The organism is Bradyrhizobium sp. (assembly GCF_035935975.1).
GTDB lineage: Bacteria > Pseudomonadota > Alphaproteobacteria > Rhizobiales > Xanthobacteraceae > Bradyrhizobium.
Window position 1 is genome coordinate 22115 of sequence record NZ_DASYWN010000022.1, and the last position, 20328, is coordinate 42442.

Annotated in this window: 18 protein-coding genes; 8 read left to right on the forward strand and 10 right to left on the reverse strand. The window is 65.4% G+C overall.

What is annotated here, in order from left to right:
- The first annotated feature begins 68 nt into the window (after positions 1–68).
- Together VGR99_RS10035 and VGR99_RS10040 are read left to right on the forward strand one after the other, a co-directional pair.
- Positions 69–722: an L-fuculose-phosphate aldolase gene (locus VGR99_RS10035; RefSeq protein WP_326898184.1), complete on the forward strand. Its 654-nt coding sequence runs from the start codon at positions 69–71 to the stop codon at positions 720–722.
- Between the two features lie 11 nt (positions 723–733).
- A complete protein-coding gene (locus VGR99_RS10040) occupies positions 734–2521 on the forward strand; it encodes a chloride channel protein (RefSeq protein ID WP_326898185.1) in 1788 nt (595 codons plus the stop codon).
- Between the two features lie 3 nt (positions 2522–2524).
- On the opposite strand, the gene VGR99_RS10045 is transcribed toward VGR99_RS10040, so the two are convergent.
- Positions 2525–3712 carry an MFS transporter gene (locus VGR99_RS10045; RefSeq protein WP_414645110.1) on the reverse strand — a complete coding sequence of 396 codons (1188 nt, stop codon included), beginning with the start codon at positions 3710–3712 and terminating at the stop codon, positions 2525–2527.
- A 96-nt stretch (positions 3713–3808) separates the two neighbouring features.
- Complete coding sequence (locus VGR99_RS10050) at positions 3809–4066, reverse strand: DUF2798 domain-containing protein (RefSeq protein ID WP_157326962.1); 258 nt, start codon at positions 4064–4066, stop codon at positions 3809–3811.
- A gap of 292 nt (positions 4067–4358) precedes the next feature.
- Between VGR99_RS10050 and VGR99_RS10055 the strand changes: the two genes are divergently transcribed.
- A complete protein-coding gene (locus VGR99_RS10055) occupies positions 4359–4742 on the forward strand; it encodes a hypothetical protein (protein ID WP_326898187.1) in 384 nt (127 codons plus the stop codon).
- Between the two features lie 972 nt (positions 4743–5714).
- On the opposite strand, the gene VGR99_RS10060 is transcribed toward VGR99_RS10055, so the two are convergent.
- Positions 5715–5933, reverse strand: a complete 219-nt coding sequence (locus VGR99_RS10060) for a hypothetical protein (protein ID WP_326898188.1) — start codon at positions 5931–5933, stop codon at positions 5715–5717.
- Between the two features lie 262 nt (positions 5934–6195).
- Here VGR99_RS10060 and VGR99_RS10065 point away from each other — a divergent pair, with 262 nt between their 5' ends.
- From VGR99_RS10065 to uraD, 4 genes are all read left to right on the forward strand, one after another.
- Positions 6196–6480 carry a hypothetical protein gene (locus tag VGR99_RS10065; RefSeq protein ID WP_326898189.1) on the forward strand — a complete coding sequence of 95 codons (285 nt, stop codon included), beginning with the start codon at positions 6196–6198 and terminating at the stop codon, positions 6478–6480.
- A 100-nt stretch (positions 6481–6580) separates the two neighbouring features.
- Positions 6581–6994 (forward strand): DUF3830 family protein, encoded by a 414-nt coding sequence (locus VGR99_RS10070; protein ID WP_092022597.1) that lies wholly within the window; start codon positions 6581–6583, stop codon positions 6992–6994.
- On the forward strand, positions 6995–7930 hold the full coding sequence (puuE, locus tag VGR99_RS10075) for an allantoinase PuuE (protein ID WP_326898190.1): 936 nt from the start codon (positions 6995–6997) through the stop codon (positions 7928–7930).
- A 7-nt stretch (positions 7931–7937) separates the two neighbouring features.
- Positions 7938–8825, forward strand: coding sequence for a 2-oxo-4-hydroxy-4-carboxy-5-ureidoimidazoline decarboxylase (uraD, locus tag VGR99_RS10080; protein ID WP_326898191.1), 888 nt, complete (start codon positions 7938–7940; stop codon positions 8823–8825).
- On the opposite strand, the gene VGR99_RS10085 is transcribed toward uraD, so the two are convergent.
- From VGR99_RS10085 to VGR99_RS10095, 3 genes are read right to left on the reverse strand one after another with little or no spacing between them, the layout of a single operon-like run.
- Positions 8822–10219 (reverse strand): nucleobase:cation symporter-2 family protein, encoded by a 1398-nt coding sequence (locus VGR99_RS10085; RefSeq protein ID WP_326898192.1) that lies wholly within the window; start codon positions 10217–10219, stop codon positions 8822–8824. The genes uraD and VGR99_RS10085 overlap by 4 nt on opposite strands.
- A gap of 24 nt (positions 10220–10243) precedes the next feature.
- Positions 10244–12967, reverse strand: a complete 2724-nt coding sequence (locus VGR99_RS10090; protein ID WP_326898193.1) for a molybdopterin-dependent oxidoreductase — start codon at positions 12965–12967, stop codon at positions 10244–10246.
- Positions 12964–13791, reverse strand: coding sequence for an FAD binding domain-containing protein (locus tag VGR99_RS10095; protein WP_326898194.1), 828 nt, complete (start codon positions 13789–13791; stop codon positions 12964–12966). Before VGR99_RS10095 ends, VGR99_RS10090 begins: the two co-directional genes overlap by 4 nt.
- Positions 13792–13928: 137 nt before the next feature.
- Between VGR99_RS10095 and VGR99_RS10100 the strand changes: the two genes are divergently transcribed.
- Entirely contained in the window at positions 13929–15278 is a 1350-nt protein-coding gene (locus VGR99_RS10100) for an 8-oxoguanine deaminase (RefSeq protein ID WP_326898195.1), read from the forward strand.
- Positions 15279–15399: 121 nt separating this feature from the next.
- On the opposite strand, the gene VGR99_RS10105 is transcribed toward VGR99_RS10100, so the two are convergent.
- From VGR99_RS10105 to VGR99_RS10120, 4 genes are all read right to left on the reverse strand, one after another.
- Positions 15400–16476, reverse strand: coding sequence for a BMP family ABC transporter substrate-binding protein (locus tag VGR99_RS10105; protein ID WP_326898413.1), 1077 nt, complete (start codon positions 16474–16476; stop codon positions 15400–15402).
- A 78-nt stretch (positions 16477–16554) separates the two neighbouring features.
- Positions 16555–17472: an ABC transporter permease gene (locus tag VGR99_RS10110; RefSeq protein ID WP_326898196.1), complete on the reverse strand. Its 918-nt coding sequence runs from the start codon at positions 17470–17472 to the stop codon at positions 16555–16557.
- A complete protein-coding gene (locus VGR99_RS10115; RefSeq protein WP_326898197.1) occupies positions 17459–18550 on the reverse strand; it encodes an ABC transporter permease in 1092 nt (363 codons plus the stop codon). Before VGR99_RS10115 ends, VGR99_RS10110 begins: the two co-directional genes overlap by 14 nt.
- Complete coding sequence (locus tag VGR99_RS10120; protein WP_326898198.1) at positions 18534–20105, reverse strand: ABC transporter ATP-binding protein; 1572 nt, start codon at positions 20103–20105, stop codon at positions 18534–18536. The genes VGR99_RS10115 and VGR99_RS10120 overlap by 17 nt, the downstream gene beginning before the upstream one ends.
- Positions 20106–20328 lie beyond the last annotated feature (223 nt).

Below are 20328 nucleotides of genomic sequence, written 5' to 3' on the forward strand. Positions count from 1 at the left end.
GCCATATTGCTTTGACGTACTTCGGGTCTAACAAGCGCCCATCGCCACAAGGTCGAGAAGAAAACGGGATGTCGATGCCAGCGGACGAGCTCGCCAAGAGACAGGCCATCATCGACGCCTGCCGCCGCATGAACGCGCTCGGCATCAACCAGGGCACCTCGGGCAATATCAGCGTTCGGCACGGAAAAGGGCTCCTGATCACCCCGACCAGCGTGCCCTATGACGCCATGACACCGGACCAGATCGTCTTCATGGCCATGGACGGCTCGCACGCGCCCGAACAGAAGCCGTCCAGCGAGTGGCGCTTCCACCTGGACATCTTGAGGGCGCGCGACGACGTCAACGCCGTCGTCCACGCTCACCCGACCTATTGCACCATCCTGGCGATCATGGGCCTGGAGATTCCACCCGTGCACTACATGATCGCGGCCGCCGGTGGCGACAGCATCCGCTGCGCGCCCTATGCCACCTTCGGCACGGCGGAACTCTCCGAGCATGCGCTGCGGGCGCTGGTGGGCCGGCATGCCTGCCTGCTCGACCATCACGGCATGATCGCGACCGGCAAGACGCTGGACAAGGCGATGTGGCTCGCCGTCGAGGTCGAGACCCTGGCGCGGCAATATCACGGCTGTCTCCAGATCGGGAACCCGCCGCTGCTCTCCAGCGACGAGATCGAACGGGTCCGCCAGCGTATGGCCGGCTACGGCATGGCGGAGGGGTAGGGCGAACAGAAGTGTTGATGCGGATCAGACATTTCGTCGATCGCAAGGGGTCGAACCGCACCATGGTTCGGCTGCGCGCACTGTTGCGCAGCAACGAGTTCTACCTGATCCCGCTGTCGCTGGTGATCGGCACGCTGGCCGGCGCGGTGGTGACATTGATGGCCGAGATCGCGCAGATCGCCCATGTCGTGATCTACGGCATTCCCATCGACGTGCGCCTCTCGGCCAACACCCGAGTGAGCCCGTGGGCCGCGATGCTCGCGCCTGCGCTCGGCGGTCTCTCGCTGGGCGTGATGGAATGGTGGCGGCGGCGGATGAAGATCTCGAACGCGGTCGACCCGATCGAGGCGAATGCGCTGCGCGGCGGCAATCTGTCGATGCGCGACAGCGTGGTGGTGTCGAGCCAGACGCTGATCTCGAACGGCTGCGGCGCCTCGGTCGGCCTCGAGGCCGGCTACACCCAGATCGGCTCCGGCATCGCCTCGCTGTTGGGCAAGTTCTTCAATCTGCGCCGCAACGATTTGCGCCTGATGGTCGGCTGCGGTGCCGCGGCCGCGATCGCCGCCGCGTTCGGCGCGCCGATCACCGGTGCCTTCTATGCCTGCGAGCTGATCGTCGGCGTCTATTCGGTCGGCAGCGCCGCCCCGATCCTGGCGGCCTCGCTGGCGGGCGCCCTGACCGCGCAATGGCTCGGCGGCGCGCCGTATTCATTGGAGATCCCGAAGGTCAGCGCCGTCGGCGTCGAACAGTATCTGGCGCTGATCGGCCTTGCCCTCGTCACCAGCGGCGTCGGCATCGCCGTGATGCGCTCCTCGCCGGTGTTCGAGCGCCTGTTCGCCTGGCTGCCGGTCTGGCTGCGCCCGGTGATCGGCGGCCTCATCGTCGGCGGCTTCGCCCTCGTCACGCCGCAGGTGCTCGCCGCCGGCCACGGTGCCATGGTGCTGGATCTGTTCCATGACATGACGATCGGCCTGATCGCGACCATCATCGCGCTGAAGGTGACGGCCTGCCTGGTCTCGCTCTCCTCCGGCTTCCGCGGTGGTCTCTTTTTCGCCTCGCTGTTCGTCGGCAGCCTGATCGGAAAGTTTTTCGCCGAGGTGTTGCTCCTGATCAGCCCGAACTTCGTGATCGATCCGCTGGTGGCAATGCTGACGGGCATGGCAACGCTCGGCGTCGCCATCGTCGGCGGTCCCCTGACGATGTCTTTCCTCGTGCTCGAGATGACCCGCAATGTCGATGTCACCGCCGTGGTGCTGGCCGGCTGCATCGTCACCTCGATCTGCGTCCGCTTCATGTTCGGCCACTCCTTCTCGACCTGGCGCCTGCATCTGCGCGGCGAGACCATCCGCAGCGCCAACGACGTCGGCTGGCTGCGCAATCTCACCGTCGAGCGGCTGATGCGCTCCGACGTCGGCAAGGTGCCCTCGACCACGACGATCGCGGCGGTCCGTCGCGAATTCGCGCTCGGCTCGCGCCCGGGCGTCGTCATCGTCAACAATGCCGACGAATATGTCGGCCTCGTCCTGCTGCCCGATCTGTTCTCCAGCGATCTCGACAGCATCGCCGACGACATCCAGGTGATCGAGCTCGCCCGCCTGATCGACATCGTGCTGATCCCGGAAATGAACGTGAAGTCGGCGATGGCGGTGTTCGACGAAGCGGAAGCCGAGATGCTGGCGGTGGTCGATTCCACCGACAGCCGCAAGGTCGTCGGCTTCCTCACCGAGACCTTTGCCCGCCGCCGCTATGTCGAGGAGATCGACAAGGCCACGCGCGGCGTGCTGGGCGCGTTGTCATAAATTTCACTCCAGCTGATCGACCTCCCGCAGCACAGGGAACAGCTTCATCCAGAGCAGCGCGATCGCGATGGTGCCGATGCCGCCGAGCGCGGCCGCCGGCATCGCGCCGAGCAGGGCCGCCGCCATGCCGCTCTCGAATTCGCCGAGCTGGTTCGAGGCGTTGATGAAGAGGAAGTTGACCGCGCCGACGCGGCCGCGCATCGCATCGGGTGTTGCGAGCTGCACCAGCGCGACGCGGACGACGACGCTGATCGTGTCGGCTGCGCCCATCGCGGCCAGCGCGATGATCGAAAGCCAGACGTTTCGCGACAGCGCGAACACGATGGTGGCGAGCCCGAACGCGATCACCGCCTGGAACATCCGCAGGCCCGCGCGCCGCGTGATCGGATGGCGCGCGATCAATGCGGTCATCAGCAGTGCACCGACGGCGGGCGCGGCCCGCATCACACCGAGCGCCCAGGGGCCGGCCTGCAGGATGTCCTTGGCATAGATCGGCAGCAGCGCGGTGGCGCCGCCGAGCAGGACCGCGAACAAATCGAGCGAGATCGTGCCGAGGATCGCGGGATTGTTGCGGACGAAATGCAGGCCGGCAAAGAGTCCGTCGACACCCTCGTGCTCGGAGGCCGCCGCACGCTCGACCCGAATCATGCCGCTGAAGCCGCTCGCGATCAGCGACAGCACGGCCATCAGCACGAAGGGCGCGCTCGGCGAGATGGCATAAGCGAGCCCGCCAACGGCGGGACCGCCGATGGCTGCGACCTGCCAGGTGCCGGTCGATAGCGCGGTTGCTCGTTGCAGCATGCCTTCCGGCGCGACGGCCGGCAGCAGCGCGGACGAGGCCGGGCTTTCGAAGGCACCGCACAGCCCGAACACGCCGAGCACGACGAAGATCTCGGGTGCCGTCAGTGTCCCCATCAGCAGCCGCACAGCGAGATAGCCGGCCGCAAGTCCCTGCGTCAGCTCGCAGAGCTGGACGATGCGCCGGCGGTCATAGCGGTCGGCCGCGTGTCCCGCGACGAAGACGAGCAGGGCACTCGGAATGAATTGCACGAGGCCGGCAAGACCGAGATAGAAGGCGCTGCCGGTCAGCGCATAGATCTGCCAGCCCACCGCCACGGTTGCGACCTGGTAGGAAAATTCCGACAGGGTTCGCGAGGCGATGTAGAGCAGCAGCGGAGGATGTCGCGACAGCGCGACGGGTGAAGCGAGAAGTGTGGAAGCTTGATCCAAGGTGTTGAGCAATCTGGAAGCGGGACGGCGCGCCTCATGCGTCGCCGTCCGCGCCGGCTATCGGCCTGGTTGAGAGGGGGACGCGACGAGGCAGGCCACGATCCGGCGGACCAGTGGCAGCACCATCAGCAGTGTGGGGAAGGCGACGAGCCATGACAGCGCCCAGGCGCCCGGCCAGGTCGCGAGGAACGCCGGTGTGGCGCCGAGGCTCCGCAGCGTCGAAATGACCGACACCACGGCCGTCATGAGGATGGACAACACGAATGGCATTACGATCGGCGCATAGCGCGCCGGCAGTTTGCGAACCGCAATCATCTGATTTCTCGTGAGGAAAAGGACGCGTCAGTCACGGTGAACCCTTGAAAATGGCATCGATCCCGACGGCGTCGGTTGATGCGTTGGTTCACGTGAACGCTTACGGCGACCGGAAAACGGCGCGCGGCTGTTCATTATCCGCTCAGGTTGCGTGGTGCAAGCTGGATCAGGTTGTTCGGTTTACAATCGTTCAAAGCGTGGCAGATCGCCGCGATCATGAAACCATTTCAGTGGTTTGCGCGTTGTTTGCCGTTTCCATATTCCGTTTTAGGCGAGAGCAGAGGACGTTGAGATGAGTGACAAGTCGATGAATACGAGGGTCGGCCGCAACATTGCGCTCGCCGCATGCGCCAGTCTCGCCCTGGTCGCGGCGTCCGTCTCGCCTTCGACCGCCGCGTCCCCGGCGACGGCCAAGGCCCCAACCGCTGCGGTGGCGGGTCAAGGCTCATCCAACGCGACCGATTTCAGCGCCGCGCGGCGTCGTCACTATTACCGGCGCGGACCGAACGCGGCGGGCCTCGCCTTCATGGGCGTCGCGGCCGGTCTGATCGGCGGCGCGATCGCCGAGAGCCGGCGCCAGGAGTATTACGACAATTATTATTATGGCGGCCCGCGCTATTACGGCCCCGGTCCCGGGTACTATGGCGGACCGCGCTACTACTACAATCCGTATTGAGGGCTGGCGATGGGGGCGCGTGACCCGACGGGCAAAACACCCGCGAAGGGTGTCAATCCGCTCGCCTGAAAATATTCCGCTTTACCGAAATTCGGAATTGTCGTATCAGTCGTCATCCCGGCTCATCGGGAGGGGCGATCATGTTGTCGTCACGATACGCGAGCCGGGTTGCGGTGGACGCGGCAGCGTCGGCACGAGAGGCCAGGCCAGGCCAGGCCAGGGCAGGGCGGATTGCTCTCCGTGAGCCCAAACTTCGTGCGGACGAACGGCGCTGTCAGGTTCGTCTCGCCAGTAAGTTTCCGGCTCCGTCGACAGGGCCGGGAAAACTGCGGCGAAGTGCGGGCCGTGCGTACGGCAAAACCGTGTGGTCCTGGCCGTCGTTGCTACGGTCAAGCTCTTGCGGATGCGGTGATCGCGTCAACCGGCGCGGTGCCGGCGATTTTCGCAGGAGTGAGGGAGGCCAGAAGGAATTCGGCTCCCGGGAGAGCACGGCATAAGCCGTCCAACCACTGCGCAGGGAAGGCCGTGTGATCGGCTACACCTGTATGCTGCTGTGCGGTTCTTTTGCGCGACATTCGCGCAGCGGACCGCGGGTGCCAGCCGGCACCCGGCCTTCCCTGCGCCCTCTTGGCAAAGAGGGGGGAGTGACCAAGCAAAGCTCGGGCGAAGTGAGCCGCGAGAATGTGGAGGCGTGTCTCAGTCCCGTAGGATGGGTAGAGCGAAGCGAAACCCATCATGTTTCGACGAGGACGATGCGCGATGAGTTTCGCTTCGCTTGACCCATCCTACGAGTGCGCGTTCGGAGAACTGCGCTGCTATTGCGAGCGCCGCGACTTGTCCGCCGAAGCCTTTGGCGAAGGCGGAAGCAATCCAGAGTCTTCCCGCGGAGGGATTCTGGATTGCTTCGTCGCAAGAGCTCCTCGCAATGACGATGTTGGGGCCGTCGCGCTCGATCGCTCTACGCGTCCAGCTCTACCGCCCCGCCGGCGCCGACATCGCGCCGTTGGCGTAACGCGACCAGTCGGGCACGGGTGGCTGCGAGGGCCACATGGCCGCATTGGAGTCGCGCACCGACTGGGTGATGGGCGCGGGATGCGCCTTGCGGACGTGGTGACGATCGCTGGCCGCGGCGGTCTGGATGGTGGCGGCGGCAATCAGGGTTGCGCCGAGAATGGCAAAGGTCTTTCGCATGGTTGTTTCTCCCGTGACGACGACTCCGGCTGTGAGGAAAACTGTCTCATGTGTTCGTCGTCGGGGCTGACATGGCGATGGGCCTGCCGAATATCAGCCGCGACAGCGTCACGATCGGACGCGGGGCCATCACGATGGGGCGAGCCAGTTTTTTGCTCTCGGCTAAATATTCGGCAATCGCCCCTGTGGGGCAGATGGACTTGGCTGCCGCAATCCGGTTCAATAGGGGCGAATTCCAGACTTTGGTTTCCCGGCGACAACGATGTCGAAATATCTGCTGGTTCTCCTCCTGATTGCCTCGCCGGCCGCGGCGCAGGTCAAGCTGACCCCGAAGAGCTCGGCGGCGCATCCCGACCCGTGTGCCCCGATCGGGCGGACCGCGGACGGCAAGCTGGTCTATTCCATGAAATGCGAGAACCTTCCGGCGCCGCCCGCGCCGCCGCCGCAGGCGGAACTGAAGGAGGCGCCGCCTCCGCCGGCAGCCGCCGAGGCGGAGCCGGAGACGCGGCGGAGCGGCATTTTCGGCTGGTCCTACGACCGCCGGTGAGGCGCCTCGCCACTTGCGCGACGTCGTCTGGAATGCTCTTTGCTTGAAAATTCACCGTGGGGCCTCCGCGATCCCTTGGCCCCCGATCCAGAGAGATGAGATGAGCAAACTCGTTATCCGCGCCGGCGATTTCACCTTCGATGCCCGCTTCGAGGAGCAGGCGGCGCCCAAGACCGTCGCGGCTTTCCGCAAGGCGCTGCCGTTCGAGAGCCACATCATCCATGTGCGCTGGAGCGGCGAGGCGGTCTGGATGCCGCTCGGCGACCTCGATTTCGGTGTCGGCTACGAGAACCACACCAGCTATCCCGCGCCCGGCCAGATCATCCTCTATCCCGGCGGCATCAGCGAGACCGAGATCCTGATGGCCTATGGCGGCGTGAGCTTCGCCAGCAAGATGGGCCAGCTCGCCGGCAATCACTTCATCACTGTGACCTCGGGCCTCGAGAATCTCGCGACCCTCGGCAAGAGCGTGCTGTGGAAGGGCGCACTGCCGATCCGCTTCGAGGAAGTCTGAGTGACTGACGCCCGCTACCCGCGCGATCTCCGCGGTTACGGCCGCAATCCGCCGCATCCGCAATGGCCCGGCAACGCGCGGGTCGCGGTGCAGTTCGTCGTCAATTTCGAGGAAGGCGGCGAGAACAACATCCTGCACGGCGATCGCGCGTCGGAGGCTTTCCTGTCCGACGTGCTCGGCGCGCAGCCTTGGCCGGGCCAGCGCCACGCCAATATCGAATCCATGTTCGAATATGGCTCGCGCGCCGGCTTCTGGCGGCTGTGGCGGATGTTCAGTGAGCGGAAGTGGCCGACCACCGTGTTCGGTGTCGCCACCGCGCTGAAGCGCAATCCGGAGATCGTTGCGGCGATGAAGGAGTCCGGCTGGGACATCGCGAGCCACAGCCTGAAATGGATCGAGCACAAGGACATGACCGAGGCGCAGGAGTGCGCCGAGATCGCCGAATCGATCCGCGTCCACACCGAGGCCACCGGCGCGCGGCCGCTCGGCTGGTACACCGGGCGTTCCTCGATCAACACCAACCGTCTGCTGATGGAGGAGGGCGGCTTCCTCTATCTCTGCGACTCCTATGCCGACGATCTGCCCTATTGGGTCAAGGGCGCGAAGGGCAAGCAGCTCGTCATTCCCTATACGTTAGATGCCAACGACATGCGCTTCATCAATCCGCAAGGGTTTGCCGAAGGCGAGCAGTTCTTCACCTATTTGAAGGACGCCTTCGACGTGCTCTATGCGGAAGGCGAGACCGCGCCGAAGATGATGTCGGTGGGGCTGCATTGCCGTCTCGCCGGACGGCCCGGCCGCGCTGCGGGGCTGATCCGCTTCCTTGACTATATCGGCAAGCACGAGCGGGTCTGGGTGCCGACGCGGCTTCAGATCGCGCAGCATTGGCACGACAAGCACGCGCATCTGGCCGCTGATGCGTTCGAGATCGGGTAAGGCTGTGATGTCGCAAATTTCGCTCGCCGATCTCAATGCTGCAAGCAAGGCCGATTTCGTCGCGGCGCTCGCCAACGTCGTCGAATATTCGCCGTGGATCGCCGAGCAGCTCGCCGGACAACGTCCGTTCGCCGGCATCCATCAATTGCATGCGGCGCTGATGGCGGCGATCCAGAGCGCCGAGCCCGACGTGCAGCTCGCGCTGATCCGCGCGCATCCCGATCTCGCGAACAAGACCCAGCGTGCGGCGGGGCTCACGGCGGAATCGACCGACGAGCAGAACAGCGCGGGCCTCGACCGGCTGTCGGACGCCGAATACGCCGCGTTCGAGCGCGTCAACAATGCCTACCGCGACAAGTTCGGCATCCCCTATATCGTCTGCGTGCGGCGCCACACCAAGGATTCGGTGCTGAACGACTTCGAGACGCGGTTGCGCAATATCGCCAAGACTGAGACGCGCCGCGCGATCGAGGAGATCGGCCGCATCTCGGCGCTGCGGCTCGATCAGCTCGTCATCGCCGACGACAAGCTGAAGGTGCATGGCCGGCTCTCGACGCATGTGCTGGACAATCACGCCGGCAAGCCCGCGCCCGGCATCCCGGTGGAGCTCGTCGAGCTCGCGAATCTCGGCGAGAGCCGCGTGATCGCGCGCACCGTGACGAACGCAGACGGCCGTACCGACCAGCCGCTGATCGGCGGCCGTCCGCTGCCGATCGGCCGCTATGAGCTTCGCTTCAGCGTCGCGAAATACTACGCCGAGCGCAACGTGCCGCTGTCCGATCCGCCGTTCCTCGACGAGATCCCGCTGCGCTTCGCGATCAGCGAGCCGGAAAGCCACTATCACGTGCCGCTATTGGTCACGCCCTGGAGCTATTCGACCTATCGCGGCAGCTAGACATGCTGCGCGGATGAAGCGACGGAAGCTGCATCGGCTTCCGCTGCCGCGCCGCCGCTCAGGCCGTTGAAGAACGCGTTGAGCAGCACCGAGACGACCGCGCAGAGCAGGATGCCGGACTCCAGCAGCGGCTGGAGATCGTGCGGCAGATTGCGGAAGAAGCCAGGTGCTGCGAGCGGGATCAGGCCGAAGCCGATCGAGACCGCGACGATGAAGAGATTGTAGCGGTTGGTGCGGAAATCGACCGAGGTGAGGATGCGTGCTCCGGTGGCTGCGACCATGCCGAACATCACGAGACCCGCACCGCCGAGCACAACCAGCGGCACCGCCTCGACCAGCGCCGCGAGCTTCGGCAGCAGCCCGAGCACGAGCATGATGCAGCCGCCTGTGATCGTCACCCAGCGCGAGCGCACGCCTGTCACCGAGACGAGGCCGACATTCTGCGAGAACGAGGTGTAGGGAAAGGTATTGAAGATGCCGCCGAGCAGCGTGCCGACGCCGTCGGCGCGCAAGCCCCGGCTGAGGGCTTCGCGATCGATCGCCTTGCCGGTGATGTCGCCGAGCGCGAGGAACATGCCGAGCGACTCGATCATCACCACGATCATGACGACGCACATGGTGATGACAGGCACCAGATGGAATTGCGGCACGCCGAAGCGGAAGGGGATGACGAGCGCGCCCCAGGAGGCAGCCGCGACCTTGTCGAAATGCATCACGCCCAGGATGCTCGCGAGCACCGCGCCGGCGATGATGCCGAGCAACACGGACACGTTGGCGACGAAGCCGGTGCCCCATTTGATCAGGCCCAGGATGAACAGCAGCACGAACAGCGAGATGCCGAGGCCCTGCACCTGGCCATAGGCCGGATTGGGAAAGCTGCCGGGAATGCCGTCGATCACCTTCGTCAGCGTTGGCAGGCCGCCGCCGGCCCAGTTGATGCCGACCCGCATCAGCGAGATGCCGATGACGAGAATGATGGTGCCGGTGACGACCGGCGGAAACAGCGGCAGCAGCCGGCTGACGAACGGTGCGACGATGATGCCGAACAGGCCGGCTGCGATGACCGAGCCGTAGATGCCGAGCAGGCCGATATCCGGGGAAGCCGCCATCGACAGCATCGGGCCGACCGAGGCAAAGGTCACGCCCATCATCACGGGCAGGCGGATGCCGACGCCGGGAAAGCCGAGACATTGCACCAGCGTCGCAAGCCCGCAGGCGAACAAATCGGCGCTGATCAGGAAGGCGACGTCCTCCGGCGGCAGCTTCAGCGCGCGCCCGATGATGAGCGGCACGGCGACCGCGCCCGCATACATCACCAGCACATGCTGGAGCCCGAGTGCCAGGAGGCGCGGGATCGGCAGAACTTCGTCGACCGGATGGACTTCACTGGTCATGAATGCAGCCCCCGAAACATGTGCCTAGCCGAACTTGTCGTGCAGCGCCGGAAACAGCCGGTCCGGCTTGAAGGGCGGTGCGGTGAAACGGATGCCGGTGGCGTCCGCGATCGCATTGCCGAGTGCGGCGGCGACCGGATTGTACGGGCTCTCGCTCATCGACTTCGCGCCCAGCGGTCCGATCGTGTCGGACGTCTCGGCGAAGAGCACTTCGGTGCGCGGCACATCGGCGAAGGAAGGCAGATGGTAGTCGCGAAACTTCGGGTTGGTGACGCGCCCCGCGGCGTCGATCACCATCTCCTCATACAGTGCGGCCCCGAGCGACTGCGCGACGCCGCCTTCGACCTGGCCGCGGCACTGCATGGGATTGGCGACAACGCCGGCGTCTGCCGCCTGCACGCTACGGAGAATCCTGAGCTCGCCGGTGCCCTTGTTCACGGCGACGCGAAAGCCCTGCACGTTGAAGCCGACCGAGCGCGGCGTGCCGCCGGAATTGCCGTGCGCGGCGAACGGCTGGCCGCGTTCGCGGGCGAGCTTGGCAAGTTCCGCAAAGGACATCCGCCGCACGCCGCTGACGACGGCCTCGCCCTCGAGCGTGCAGCTCTCGGCACTGCACAGCCAGGCGTCTGCAGCCGCTGCCTTCAGCTCGGTCGCAAGCTGTATGGCCGCGTCATGCGTCGCCTTGCCGGCGACAAAGGTGCCGGCGCTGCCATAGGCACCGGTGTCGTGGCCGCCATGGGCGGTGTCGGACTGGCGCAGATGGATGCGGTCGACAATGGTTGCCAGCGTCGTCGCTGCGATCTGCCGGTGCACGGTGCTGGTGCCGTTGCCGAACTCGGCGGTGCCGACGGTGAGATCGAAGCCGCCGTCGTCGTTGAGCGCGATCATCGCGTCGGCGATGTGGCCGGCGGGCGGCACGGTGTCGATCATGGTCAAGGCGACACCGTCGCCGATCAGCCATTCCGGCGACAGCTCCGGCTGCGGACCATCGGCCTGCATCGCGCGTTCGACGAGGTCGATGCACTGGTCGAGCCCGTAGGAGCCATAGAGCACGTCGTGGAATTCCGACGGCGGCGGCGACAGCATGGGATCGCCCAGCCTGACGATGTTGCGCCGGCGCATGTCGTAAGGGCTGATGCCGAGCTGCTTCGCCAGCTCGTCGATCGCGGCCTCGATCGCGATCAGCGTCTGCGGCAAGCCATAGCCGCGAAAGGCGCCCGATGGCACCGTGTTGGTGTAGACGGCGTAACCGTCGACCCGCTTGTTCGGGCAATTGTAGACCGCGATGGACTCGGACAGCGAGTGGAACATCACCGGGCCGGCATGATTGCCGTAGGCGCCGGTGTTGGAGAGCACGTCGAGCTGGAGCGCGGTGAGCTTGCCGTCGGTATCCGCGCCGGCCTTGATGTGAACCCGCATCGGATGCCGCGTCGAGGTCGCGATGAACTGCTCCTCGCGGGTGAGCTCCAGCTTCACCGGCCGCCCGGTCCTGAGCGCGGCGAGCGCAAGGATGTCCTCGACGAACATCTCCTGCTTGCCGCCAAAGCCGCCGCCGACGCGTTCGCAGAACACGCGGACCTTGTCCAAGGGAAGCTCGAAGATATCGGAGAGCGCGCGTCGGGTCAGGAACGGCACCTGCGTCGAGGTGCGGACGTTGAGCACGCCTGTAGCATCGAGCCAGGCGATGCCGCCATGGGTCTCCAGCGCTGCGTGCTGCACGCGATGGCTGTGGAAGGTGGCCTCGTAAGTGACGGCCGATGTGGCGAGCGCGGCCGCGACATCGCCGTATTCGCCGTGCGTCTCAGCTGCGAGGTTGCGCTGGGGATCGGCGATGCGGTTCGCGGTGGTGCGGTCGGGATGAATGATCGACGCACCCGGCGCCATCGCCTGCTCCGGATCGATCAGCGCGGGCAGGATCTCGTAATCGACCTTGATCCGGCGGCACGCCTCCTCCGCAGCGCCTTCAGTCTCGGCGACGACGGCTGCAACCTTCTGACCGATGAAGCGGACAACGTCATCGAGGATGCGGGTGTCCTCGGGGTCCATCCAATCCTTCTCGTGCCGCGCGGTCGAGATCAGCACCGACGGCGCATCCGCATGCGTCAGCACCGCGTGCACACCGGGAACGCGAAGGGCGTCCGAAATGTCGATCGCGACGATCTTCGCGTGGGCATGAGGCGAGCGCAGCAGCTTGATGTGCAGCAGGCCGTCGATCTCGGTGTCGAATGTGTAGCGCGCCTTGCCGCGTACGACATCGGGGCCTGCGGGCGCCGGCAGGCTGCGGCCGAAGGCGGCGCCGGGCTCGACGCTCTCCTCGACATTGAGCTTGCCGAGCAGCGCGTCCTCGATCGAACGATAGCCGGTGCAACGGCAGATGTTGCCCTTCAGCGCGGAGCCGAGATCGGTGCGCTGCGCCTGGTTCAGCGAGGCGCAGGTCAGGATCATGCCGGCGGTGCAGAAGCCGCATTGAAAGCCCTGCGCATCGAGGAAGGCCTGCTGCATCGGATGTGCGCCGGTCTCGCCGCCGAGGCCTTCGATCGTCGTCACAGTGCGCCCCTCGGCGCGGAACGCCGGGATCAGGCAGCTATGCACGGGCTCACCGTCGAGCAGCACGGTGCAGGCGCCGCAATCGCCGGCATCGCAGCCCTTCTTGACGCCGAAATGTCCGAGCTCGCGCAGGAACGTGCGCAGGCATTGCCCTGCGCGCGGCGCCTGAGAAAATGTGTTGCCGTTGACCTCGAAGCTCATGCCCGCGTTGCTCCGAGCAGTTCGCCGCGGATCTCTTCGGCTAGGCGCCGCGTCATGTGCTTGCGCCAGAGCGGCTTGCCGTGGATGTCGGTGTGATAGAGATCGTCCGTGATCTGCTGCGCGATTGCGTCGCGAAGCGCAGATGCGTCCGGGGCCTTGGAAAAGGACAGCCGGATCGGCCGCACCGTCGAAGCGGTCACCGTCAGCGCCAATGTGCCGTCGGCATCGAGGCTCCCGATCAGCAGCGCCGCCGAGCGGCCGACCGGTGCGAGCGAGATCTGGCGAAACGCCGTGCGGCGCTTCAGCGCGGGAAGCGGGATATCGATCTGCCGGAGCAGATCGCCCGGCGTCAGGCGGTTGCGCTGGTTGCCGGTGACGAAGTCGATGACGGGAATCTGCTGTTCGCCTCCGCCGGCCTTCCAGATGGTGCAGACGCCGTCGAGCCCCGAGGTGAGCGAGATCATCGGTCCCGCCGGAAGCGACATGCAGACATTGCCGCCGACGGTCGCCGTCTTCCAGATCTTGAATGAGGCGAGGAAGGCGCGGCAGCACTGGCCGATCAACGGTGCCGCGAGCCAGTCGGGCGGGCAGGCGAAACCGTCGAGCTGCGCGACGGTGCAGGTGGCGGCGATGCTGAGATGGCTGTCCATGATCGTCAGCGCCGGCCATTTGAGGTCGGTGAGATCGATCAGCCGTTTCAGGTGCGCCTGGGGCTCGGAGAACAGCCAGGTGCCGCCTGCAAGCCAAGCATCACCTGGCGTCCAAACGGGCAGTTGCGCGCGCGTTTGCGGATGGGCCACCGTCGTGATGGTATTCAAATCCATGGCTGCGCCAAAGCTTCCGCCCGGTGAATCGTGCACATGAGTCTTGCAAGACCGGAGCCAAGTCGCAACAAACAAGTCGTAGCAGGACGGCGTCCGCATTGGATGTCCGTCGCGCGAATGTGAGGAGAACCGGGGTCATGAGCGACGCAAAGCCGATCTGGATCAGGGATCCCCTGGCCATTCTCGCCGACGGCGCCGGGCGCGGGATCGTGGTGAAGGATGGCCGGATCGTCGAGCTGGTGCCGACCGGCGGCACGCCCGTGACTGCGGATGTCGCGGTGTTCGATGCGGGCGAGCGCGTCGTGCTGCCGGGCCTGATCAACACGCACCATCACTTCTACCAGACGCTGACCCGGGCGCTGCCGGCGGCGATGGACCGCGAGCTGTTTCCCTGGCTCCAGGCGCTCTATCCGGTGTGGGCGAAGCTGACGCCGGAGCGCTTGCGGCTCGGCGTCACCGTGGCGATGTCCGAGCTGCTGCTGTCGGGCTGCACGACGACGACGGATCATCACTACGTCTTCCCGGCGGGGCTCGAGGAATCCGTCGATATCGAGGTCGACGTCGCCAAACGGCTTGGCGTGCGCGTGCTGCTGACGCGCGGCTCGATGAACCTGTCGCAGCGTGACGGCGGCCTGCCGCCTGACAGCGTCGTGCAGGACGAGGACACGATCCTCGCTGACAGCGCGCGCGTGGTGAGCAAGTATCACCAGCGCGGCGCGGATGCGATGGTGCAGATCGCGCTGGCGCCGTGCTCGCCGTTCTCGGTGACGACGTCTCTGATGCGCGCCACTGCCGATCTCGCAGACAAGCTCGATGTGCGCCTGCACACCCATCTCGCCGAGACCGAGGACGAGAACAAATTCTGTCAGCAGATGTATGGCTGTCGCCCGCTCGACTATCTCGAGCAATGCGGCTGGCTCAGCGCGCGCAGCTGGCTCGCCCATGGCATCTTCTTCAACGCCGACGAGATGAAGCGGCTCGGCAAGGCGAAGACGACCATCAGCCATTGCGCGTGCAGCAATCAGCTTCTGGCATCGGGCTGCTGCCCGGTGTGCGAGATGGAGGAGGCCGGTGTCGGCATCGGGATCGGCGTCGACGGCTCGGCCTCGAATGACGGATCGAACCTGATGCAGGAGGTGCGCGCCGCGTTCCTGCTGCAGCGGGCCCGCTACGGCGTGACCAAGGTCAGCCACAAGGATGCGCTGCGCTGGGCCACCAAGGGGTCTGCAGCCTGTGTCGGCCGTCCGGAACTCGGGGAGATCGCCGTCGGCAAGGCGGCCGACCTCGCGCTGTTCAAGCTCGACGAGTTGCGCTTCTCCGGTCACGGCGATGCCTTGGCCGCGCTGGTGCTGTGTGGCGCGCATCGGGCCGACCGGGTGATGGTGGCGGGAAAATGGGCGGTGATCGACGGCGCGATCCCGGGACTGGATGTCACCGATCTCATCCGTCGCCACAGTTCGGCGGCGCGGGCGATGCAGACGGGATGAACCGGGAAAAATAGAAGCAGAAGTAGAAAGAGGGGGCGACCACAAGTGCCGGGTGCTTCTGGCCACCCCCTCCGAACCTCCTCCGGGAGGAGCAGGTGATTTAGGCAATGCAAGAAGCGTGCTACTTGCCAGGCAGCTTGTCGTCGATGCCCTTCACGTAGAAATTCATCCCGAGGATCTGGCCGTCAGCGAGATTGGCGCCGCCCTTGCACTCGACCTCCTTGCCGTCCTGCCCAACGATCGGGCATTTGAACGGGTGCAGCTTGCCCGTCGTGATCGCAGCCTGGGCATCCTCGGCGATCTTCTTCACGTCGTCGGGCATGTTGGTGTAGGGCGCCATCGCGAACATGTGGCTGTCGAGGCCGCCCCAGGTGTCCTCGGACTTCCAGGTTCCACCGAGCTCGGCCTTGACGCGCTCGATGTAATAGGGGCCCCAGGTGTCGAGGATCGAGGTCAGCTGGGTCTTCGGTCCGAACTTGATCATCTCGGAGTCCTGGCCAAAGGCGAGCTTGCCGCGTTCGCTGGCAATCTGCATCGCCGCCGGCGAGTCCGTGTGCTGCATGATGACGTCGGCACCCTGGTCGATCAGCGCCTTGGCGGCGTCGGCTTCCTTGCCCGGATCGAACCAGGTGTTGGCCCAGATGATCTTGACCTTGATGTTCGGGTTGATGGTCTGCGCCGCCAGGATCGTCGCGTTGATGCCGGAGACCACCTCGGGGATCGGGAACGAGCCGATATAGCCGAGCACGCCTGATTTCGACATCTTGGCCGCGATCAAGCCCTGGATGTAGCGGCCCTGATACCATTTGGCCGAATAGGTCGACATGTTCTTGTCGCGCTTGTAGCCCGTGGCGTGCTCGAAGTGTACGTTCGGATATTTCTTGGCGACCTTCAGCGTCGGGTCCATGTAGCCGAACGACGTCGTGAAGATCAGCTTGTTGCCGGCGCGGACGAGTTGCTCGATGGCGCGCTCGGCGTCGGGGCCTTCAGGCACGTTCTCGAGCGTGGTGGTCTCGATCTTGTCGCCCAACTCCTTCACCAGTGCCAGGCGTCCCTGCTCGTGCTGGTAGGTCCAGCCGAGGTCGCCCACCGGGCCGAGGTAAATGAAGCCGACTTTCAGCTTGTCGGCGGCGGAGGCTGCACTGACGCTTCCGGCGAGCAAAAGCCCGGCAGCGAGCGCAAGAACTGATTTCCTCATCATCAATCTCCAAACATCAGGGGAAAGCCACGATCCGCAACGTGCGCGCCCCATCGCGCACGTCGCGGAATTGAAACGTCAGCGGTCAGGCACGAACACAGTGCCGAGCGCGGCCGGTGCGGTCGAGCCGCCGGTGCGCGCGCGAGAGAGCAGGACCAGCACGATGACGGTCGCGAGGTAAGGCAGCGCCGACATGAATTGCGAGGGAATGCCGACGCCCCAGCCCTGCGCGTGCAGTTGCAGGATCGTCACCGCGCCGAACAGGTAGGCGCCGACCACGAGCCGGCCCGGCCGCCACGACGAGAACACGACGAGTGCCAGCGCGATCCAGCCGCGTCCCGCGGTCATGCCGGGAATGAAGAACGGCGTATAGGCGAGCGGCAGGTAGGCGCCGGCAAGGCCGGCGCAGGCGCCGCCGAACATCACGGCGAAGGTGCGGATGCGCAGCACGGGATAGCCGAGCGCATGCGCGGAAACATGATTGTCGCCGCAGGCGCGCAGGATCAATCCCGCCCGCGTGCGGTACAGGAACCACCAGACGCCAATGATCAATGCGACGGAGAAATAGACGAACGCATCCTCGCCGAACAGCACGCGGCCGATCAGCGGAATATCAGTGAGGCCGGGGATGTAGAGATGCACGGCCGGCGTGATGCGCTCGCCGACGAAGCCGGCGCCGATCAGGCCGGACAGCCCGATGCCGAGGATGGTCAGCGCAAGGCCGGTTGCGACCTGGTTGACGGCGAGCCCGAGCGCCATCAGCGCGAAGACCAGCGACATCAGCATGCCCGCGACGATGCCGAACAGCGCGCCGATGAAGATCGAGCCGGTGAGCCAGGCGCCGGCAAAACCGCAGGCCGCACCGACGATCATCATGCCCTCGACGCCGAGATTGAGCACGCCGGAGCGCTCGGTCACGAGCTCGCCGGTCGCCGCGATGAGGAGCGGTGTCGACGCGGCGAGCACCGCCAGGATGATGGCTTCAACCAGCTCCACGGGTCACCTGTCGGTTCGGGAACACCAGCTTGAAGCGGTAGAGAATGAGGGAATCGCAGGCGAGCACGTAGAACAGCAGAATGCCCTGAAACACCTTGGTGACATCCAACGGGATCTTCATCGCGATCTGCGCCTGCTCGCCGCCGATAAAGGTCAGTGCGAGAAAAAGGCCTGCAATTAATATTCCAAGCGGGTTCAGCCGGCCGAGGAAGGCAACGATGATCGCGGTGAAGCCGTAGCCCGGCGAAATGCCGGGCTGCAGATGCCCGACAGGGCCCGCAACCTCGATGATGCCGGCAAGGCCCGCCAGCGCGCCCGACACTGCGAAGGTCAGGATGATGAGCTGATTGGCGTTGAAGCCGCCGAACCGTGCAGCGCGTGGCGCGGCGCCGACCACGCGGATCTCGAAACCCTTGATGGTGCGACCCAGCAGCACCGCCGCCGCGGCCACGACCAGGAGTGCGATGATCGAGCCGAGATGAAGTCGCCCGCCTTCAATCAACAGCGGCACCGTTGCGACCGGATCGAACTCGGCCGTTGTCGGGAAATTAAATCCTTGCGGATCGCGCCAGGGGCCGCGCACGAGATAGTCGAGAAAGAGATCGGCGACATAGACCAGCATCAGGCTGGTCAGGATTTCGCTGGCGCCGAATTTCACCTTGCAGATCGCCGGGATCAGCGCGTAGAGCGCGCCTGCGACGGCGGCGAGCACCAGCATCACCGGCAGCACCCAGACGCCGGCATCGGTGCCTTGCGTCTTCACTGCAATCCAGCTTCCGGCGGCCGCGCCGATCAGGAACTGGCCTTCGGCGCCGATGTTCCAGGCATTGGCGAGATAGCAGAGCGACAGCCCGATCGCGATCATCACCAGCGGCGTCGCCTTCACCGCGATCTCCTGCAGCGAATAGCTGTCGGTCAAAGGCGCGATGAAATAGGCGTGCAGGGCGAGCAGCGGATTCTTGCCGAGAATTGCGAACAGGATGACCATGGTGAGGATGGTCAGCCCGATCGCAATGAGCGGCGAGACCAGCGCGATCGTGTTGGAGCGCTCGGCGCGCTTCTCAAGCACCAACTGCATGCGCGGCCTCCTTTGGATCCAGGCTGCTGCCGCCCATGAGAAGGCCGAGCTTTTCGCGCGTCGCATCGGCGGTGGCGAGCGGCGCGGACAGCCGGCCGTGGAACATCACGGCGATGCGGTCGGCGATCTCGGCGAGCTCGTCGAGGTCCTGGCTGGTCACGAGCACGGCGGCGCCGGCGGTGGCGAGATCGAGCAGCGCCTGCCGGATGACCGCGGCTGCGCCGGCATCGACGCCCCAGGTCGGCTGGCTCACCACCAGCACCGCGGGGTTGCGCAGGATCTCGCGGCCCACGATGAACTTCTGCAAATTGCCGCCGGAGAGGCTCGCCGCTTCCGGATCGCGCTTGGCCTTGCGGACGTCAAACGTTTCGGTCGCGCGGTCGACGGTCTTCAGTGTTGCGGCGGTGTCAATGAAGCCGTGATGAACCATGCCGCTGGCGGCATGCCCGGTGAGCAGTGCGTTCTCCGACAGCTTCATGCGCGGCGCGGTGCCGTGGCCGAGCCGCTCTTCGGGCACGAAGGCCGCACCGAGCTTGCGGCGCTGCGTGATGGAGAGATGGCCGGCGGCGATACCTTCGATCACGACCGTGCCGGGGTCCTTCGACAGGCGTTCGCCGGAGAGGGCTGCAAACAGTTCGTCCTGTCCGTTGCCGGCAACGCCGGCGATGCCGAGGATCTCGCCGCCCTTCAGCTCGAACGAGATGTGCTCGAGTCGGACGCCATGCGCCTCGTTCGGGGCGAGCGAGAGATCGTTGACGACGAGCCGTGGCACGGTGGTCTTCCGGCCGGCCGGTGCCTTCACTTCCTTGATCTCGCCGCCGACCATCATGCGTGCGAGCGAGGCTGCGGTCTCGAGCCTTGGATTGCAGGTGTCGACCTTTCTTCCGCCGCGCAGGATCGTGGCGGTGTCGCAGAGCCGCTTCACCTCCTCAAGCTTGTGGCTGATGTAGAGGACGGCGCGGCCTTCGGCCTTGAGGCGCTCCAGCACGATGAAGAGCTGATCGGCTTCCTGCGGCGTCAGCACCGCGGTCGGCTCGTCCAGGATCAGGAATTTGGGATCCTGCATCAGCGCGCGGACGATCTCGATGCGCTGGCGCTCGCCGACGGAGAGCTGCCAGACCTCGCGTTTGGGATCGAGCGGCAGTCCGTAGGTCTTCGACACCTGCTCCAGGCGCGCCGACATGTCCTTGAAAGATTCCTTGCCGTCCAGGCCAAGCGCGACGTTCTCAGCGACGGTGAGATTGTCGAACAGCGAGAAATGCTGGAACACCATGCCGATGCCGCGGCTGCGCGCTTCGGACGGGCCGGACAGCACGATTGCTTGGCCCTGCCAGCGGATCTCGCCGGCGCTGGGCTGGATCAGCCCGTAGATCGACTTCACCAGCGTCGATTTGCCGGCCCCGTTCTCGCCCAGCAGGGCGTGGATCTCGCTGGGCCAGATGTCGATGTCGATGGAATCGTTGGCGAGGAAATCACCATAGCGCTTGGTCAGCCCGACCGTCTGAAGCAACGGGGACTCGCCGGAATGCAGGCCGTTAGGCGTCGGATCTAACATTCGCTGATGCGCTTGCATGGGTGAAGTGCCTCAATACTGGGCTAGTTTGAACCGCCGCGTAAGGTGTGAAAAAGCGTCATCCCTTGCTCAACGCTGCGGCAGGGCGGCTGGTGTCGCGAGTCGCGCTCCCTTGTCGATCGAAGAGCGTCTCGAACCGCCGCTCACGAGCCGTTACCGTCGCCTCCCGCACTGGAAGCCTGTTGCAAATTTGTGACGGTTCAAA

What these genes read in the sequence shown, in the direction of transcription:
- VGR99_RS10035 (WP_326898184.1), top strand. Translation starts at nt 69, where the DNA reads ATGTCGATGCCAGCGGACGAGCTCGCCAAGAGACAGGCCATCATCGAC.
- VGR99_RS10050 (WP_157326962.1), bottom strand. Translation starts at nt 4,066, where the DNA reads ATGATTGCGGTTCGCAAACTGCCGGCGCGCTATGCGCCGATCGTAATG.
- VGR99_RS10055 (WP_326898187.1), top strand. Translation starts at nt 4,359, where the DNA reads ATGAGTGACAAGTCGATGAATACGAGGGTCGGCCGCAACATTGCGCTC.
- VGR99_RS10060 (WP_326898188.1), bottom strand. Translation starts at nt 5,933, where the DNA reads ATGCGAAAGACCTTTGCCATTCTCGGCGCAACCCTGATTGCCGCCGCC.
- VGR99_RS10065 (WP_326898189.1), top strand. Translation starts at nt 6,196, where the DNA reads ATGTCGAAATATCTGCTGGTTCTCCTCCTGATTGCCTCGCCGGCCGCG.
- VGR99_RS10070 (WP_092022597.1), top strand. Translation starts at nt 6,581, where the DNA reads ATGAGCAAACTCGTTATCCGCGCCGGCGATTTCACCTTCGATGCCCGC.
- uraD (WP_326898191.1), top strand. Translation starts at nt 7,938, where the DNA reads ATGTCGCAAATTTCGCTCGCCGATCTCAATGCTGCAAGCAAGGCCGAT.
- VGR99_RS10085 (WP_326898192.1), bottom strand. Translation starts at nt 10,219, where the DNA reads ATGACCAGTGAAGTCCATCCGGTCGACGAAGTTCTGCCGATCCCGCGC.
- VGR99_RS10090 (WP_326898193.1), bottom strand. Translation starts at nt 12,967, where the DNA reads ATGAGCTTCGAGGTCAACGGCAACACATTTTCTCAGGCGCCGCGCGCA.
- VGR99_RS10095 (WP_326898194.1), bottom strand. Translation starts at nt 13,791, where the DNA reads ATGGATTTGAATACCATCACGACGGTGGCCCATCCGCAAACGCGCGCG.
- VGR99_RS10100 (WP_326898195.1), top strand. Translation starts at nt 13,929, where the DNA reads ATGAGCGACGCAAAGCCGATCTGGATCAGGGATCCCCTGGCCATTCTC.
- VGR99_RS10105 (WP_326898413.1), bottom strand. Translation starts at nt 16,476, where the DNA reads ATGAGGAAATCAGTTCTTGCGCTCGCTGCCGGGCTTTTGCTCGCCGGA.
- VGR99_RS10115 (WP_326898197.1), bottom strand. Translation starts at nt 18,550, where the DNA reads ATGCAGTTGGTGCTTGAGAAGCGCGCCGAGCGCTCCAACACGATCGCG.
- VGR99_RS10120 (WP_326898198.1), bottom strand. Translation starts at nt 20,105, where the DNA reads ATGTTAGATCCGACGCCTAACGGCCTGCATTCCGGCGAGTCCCCGTTG.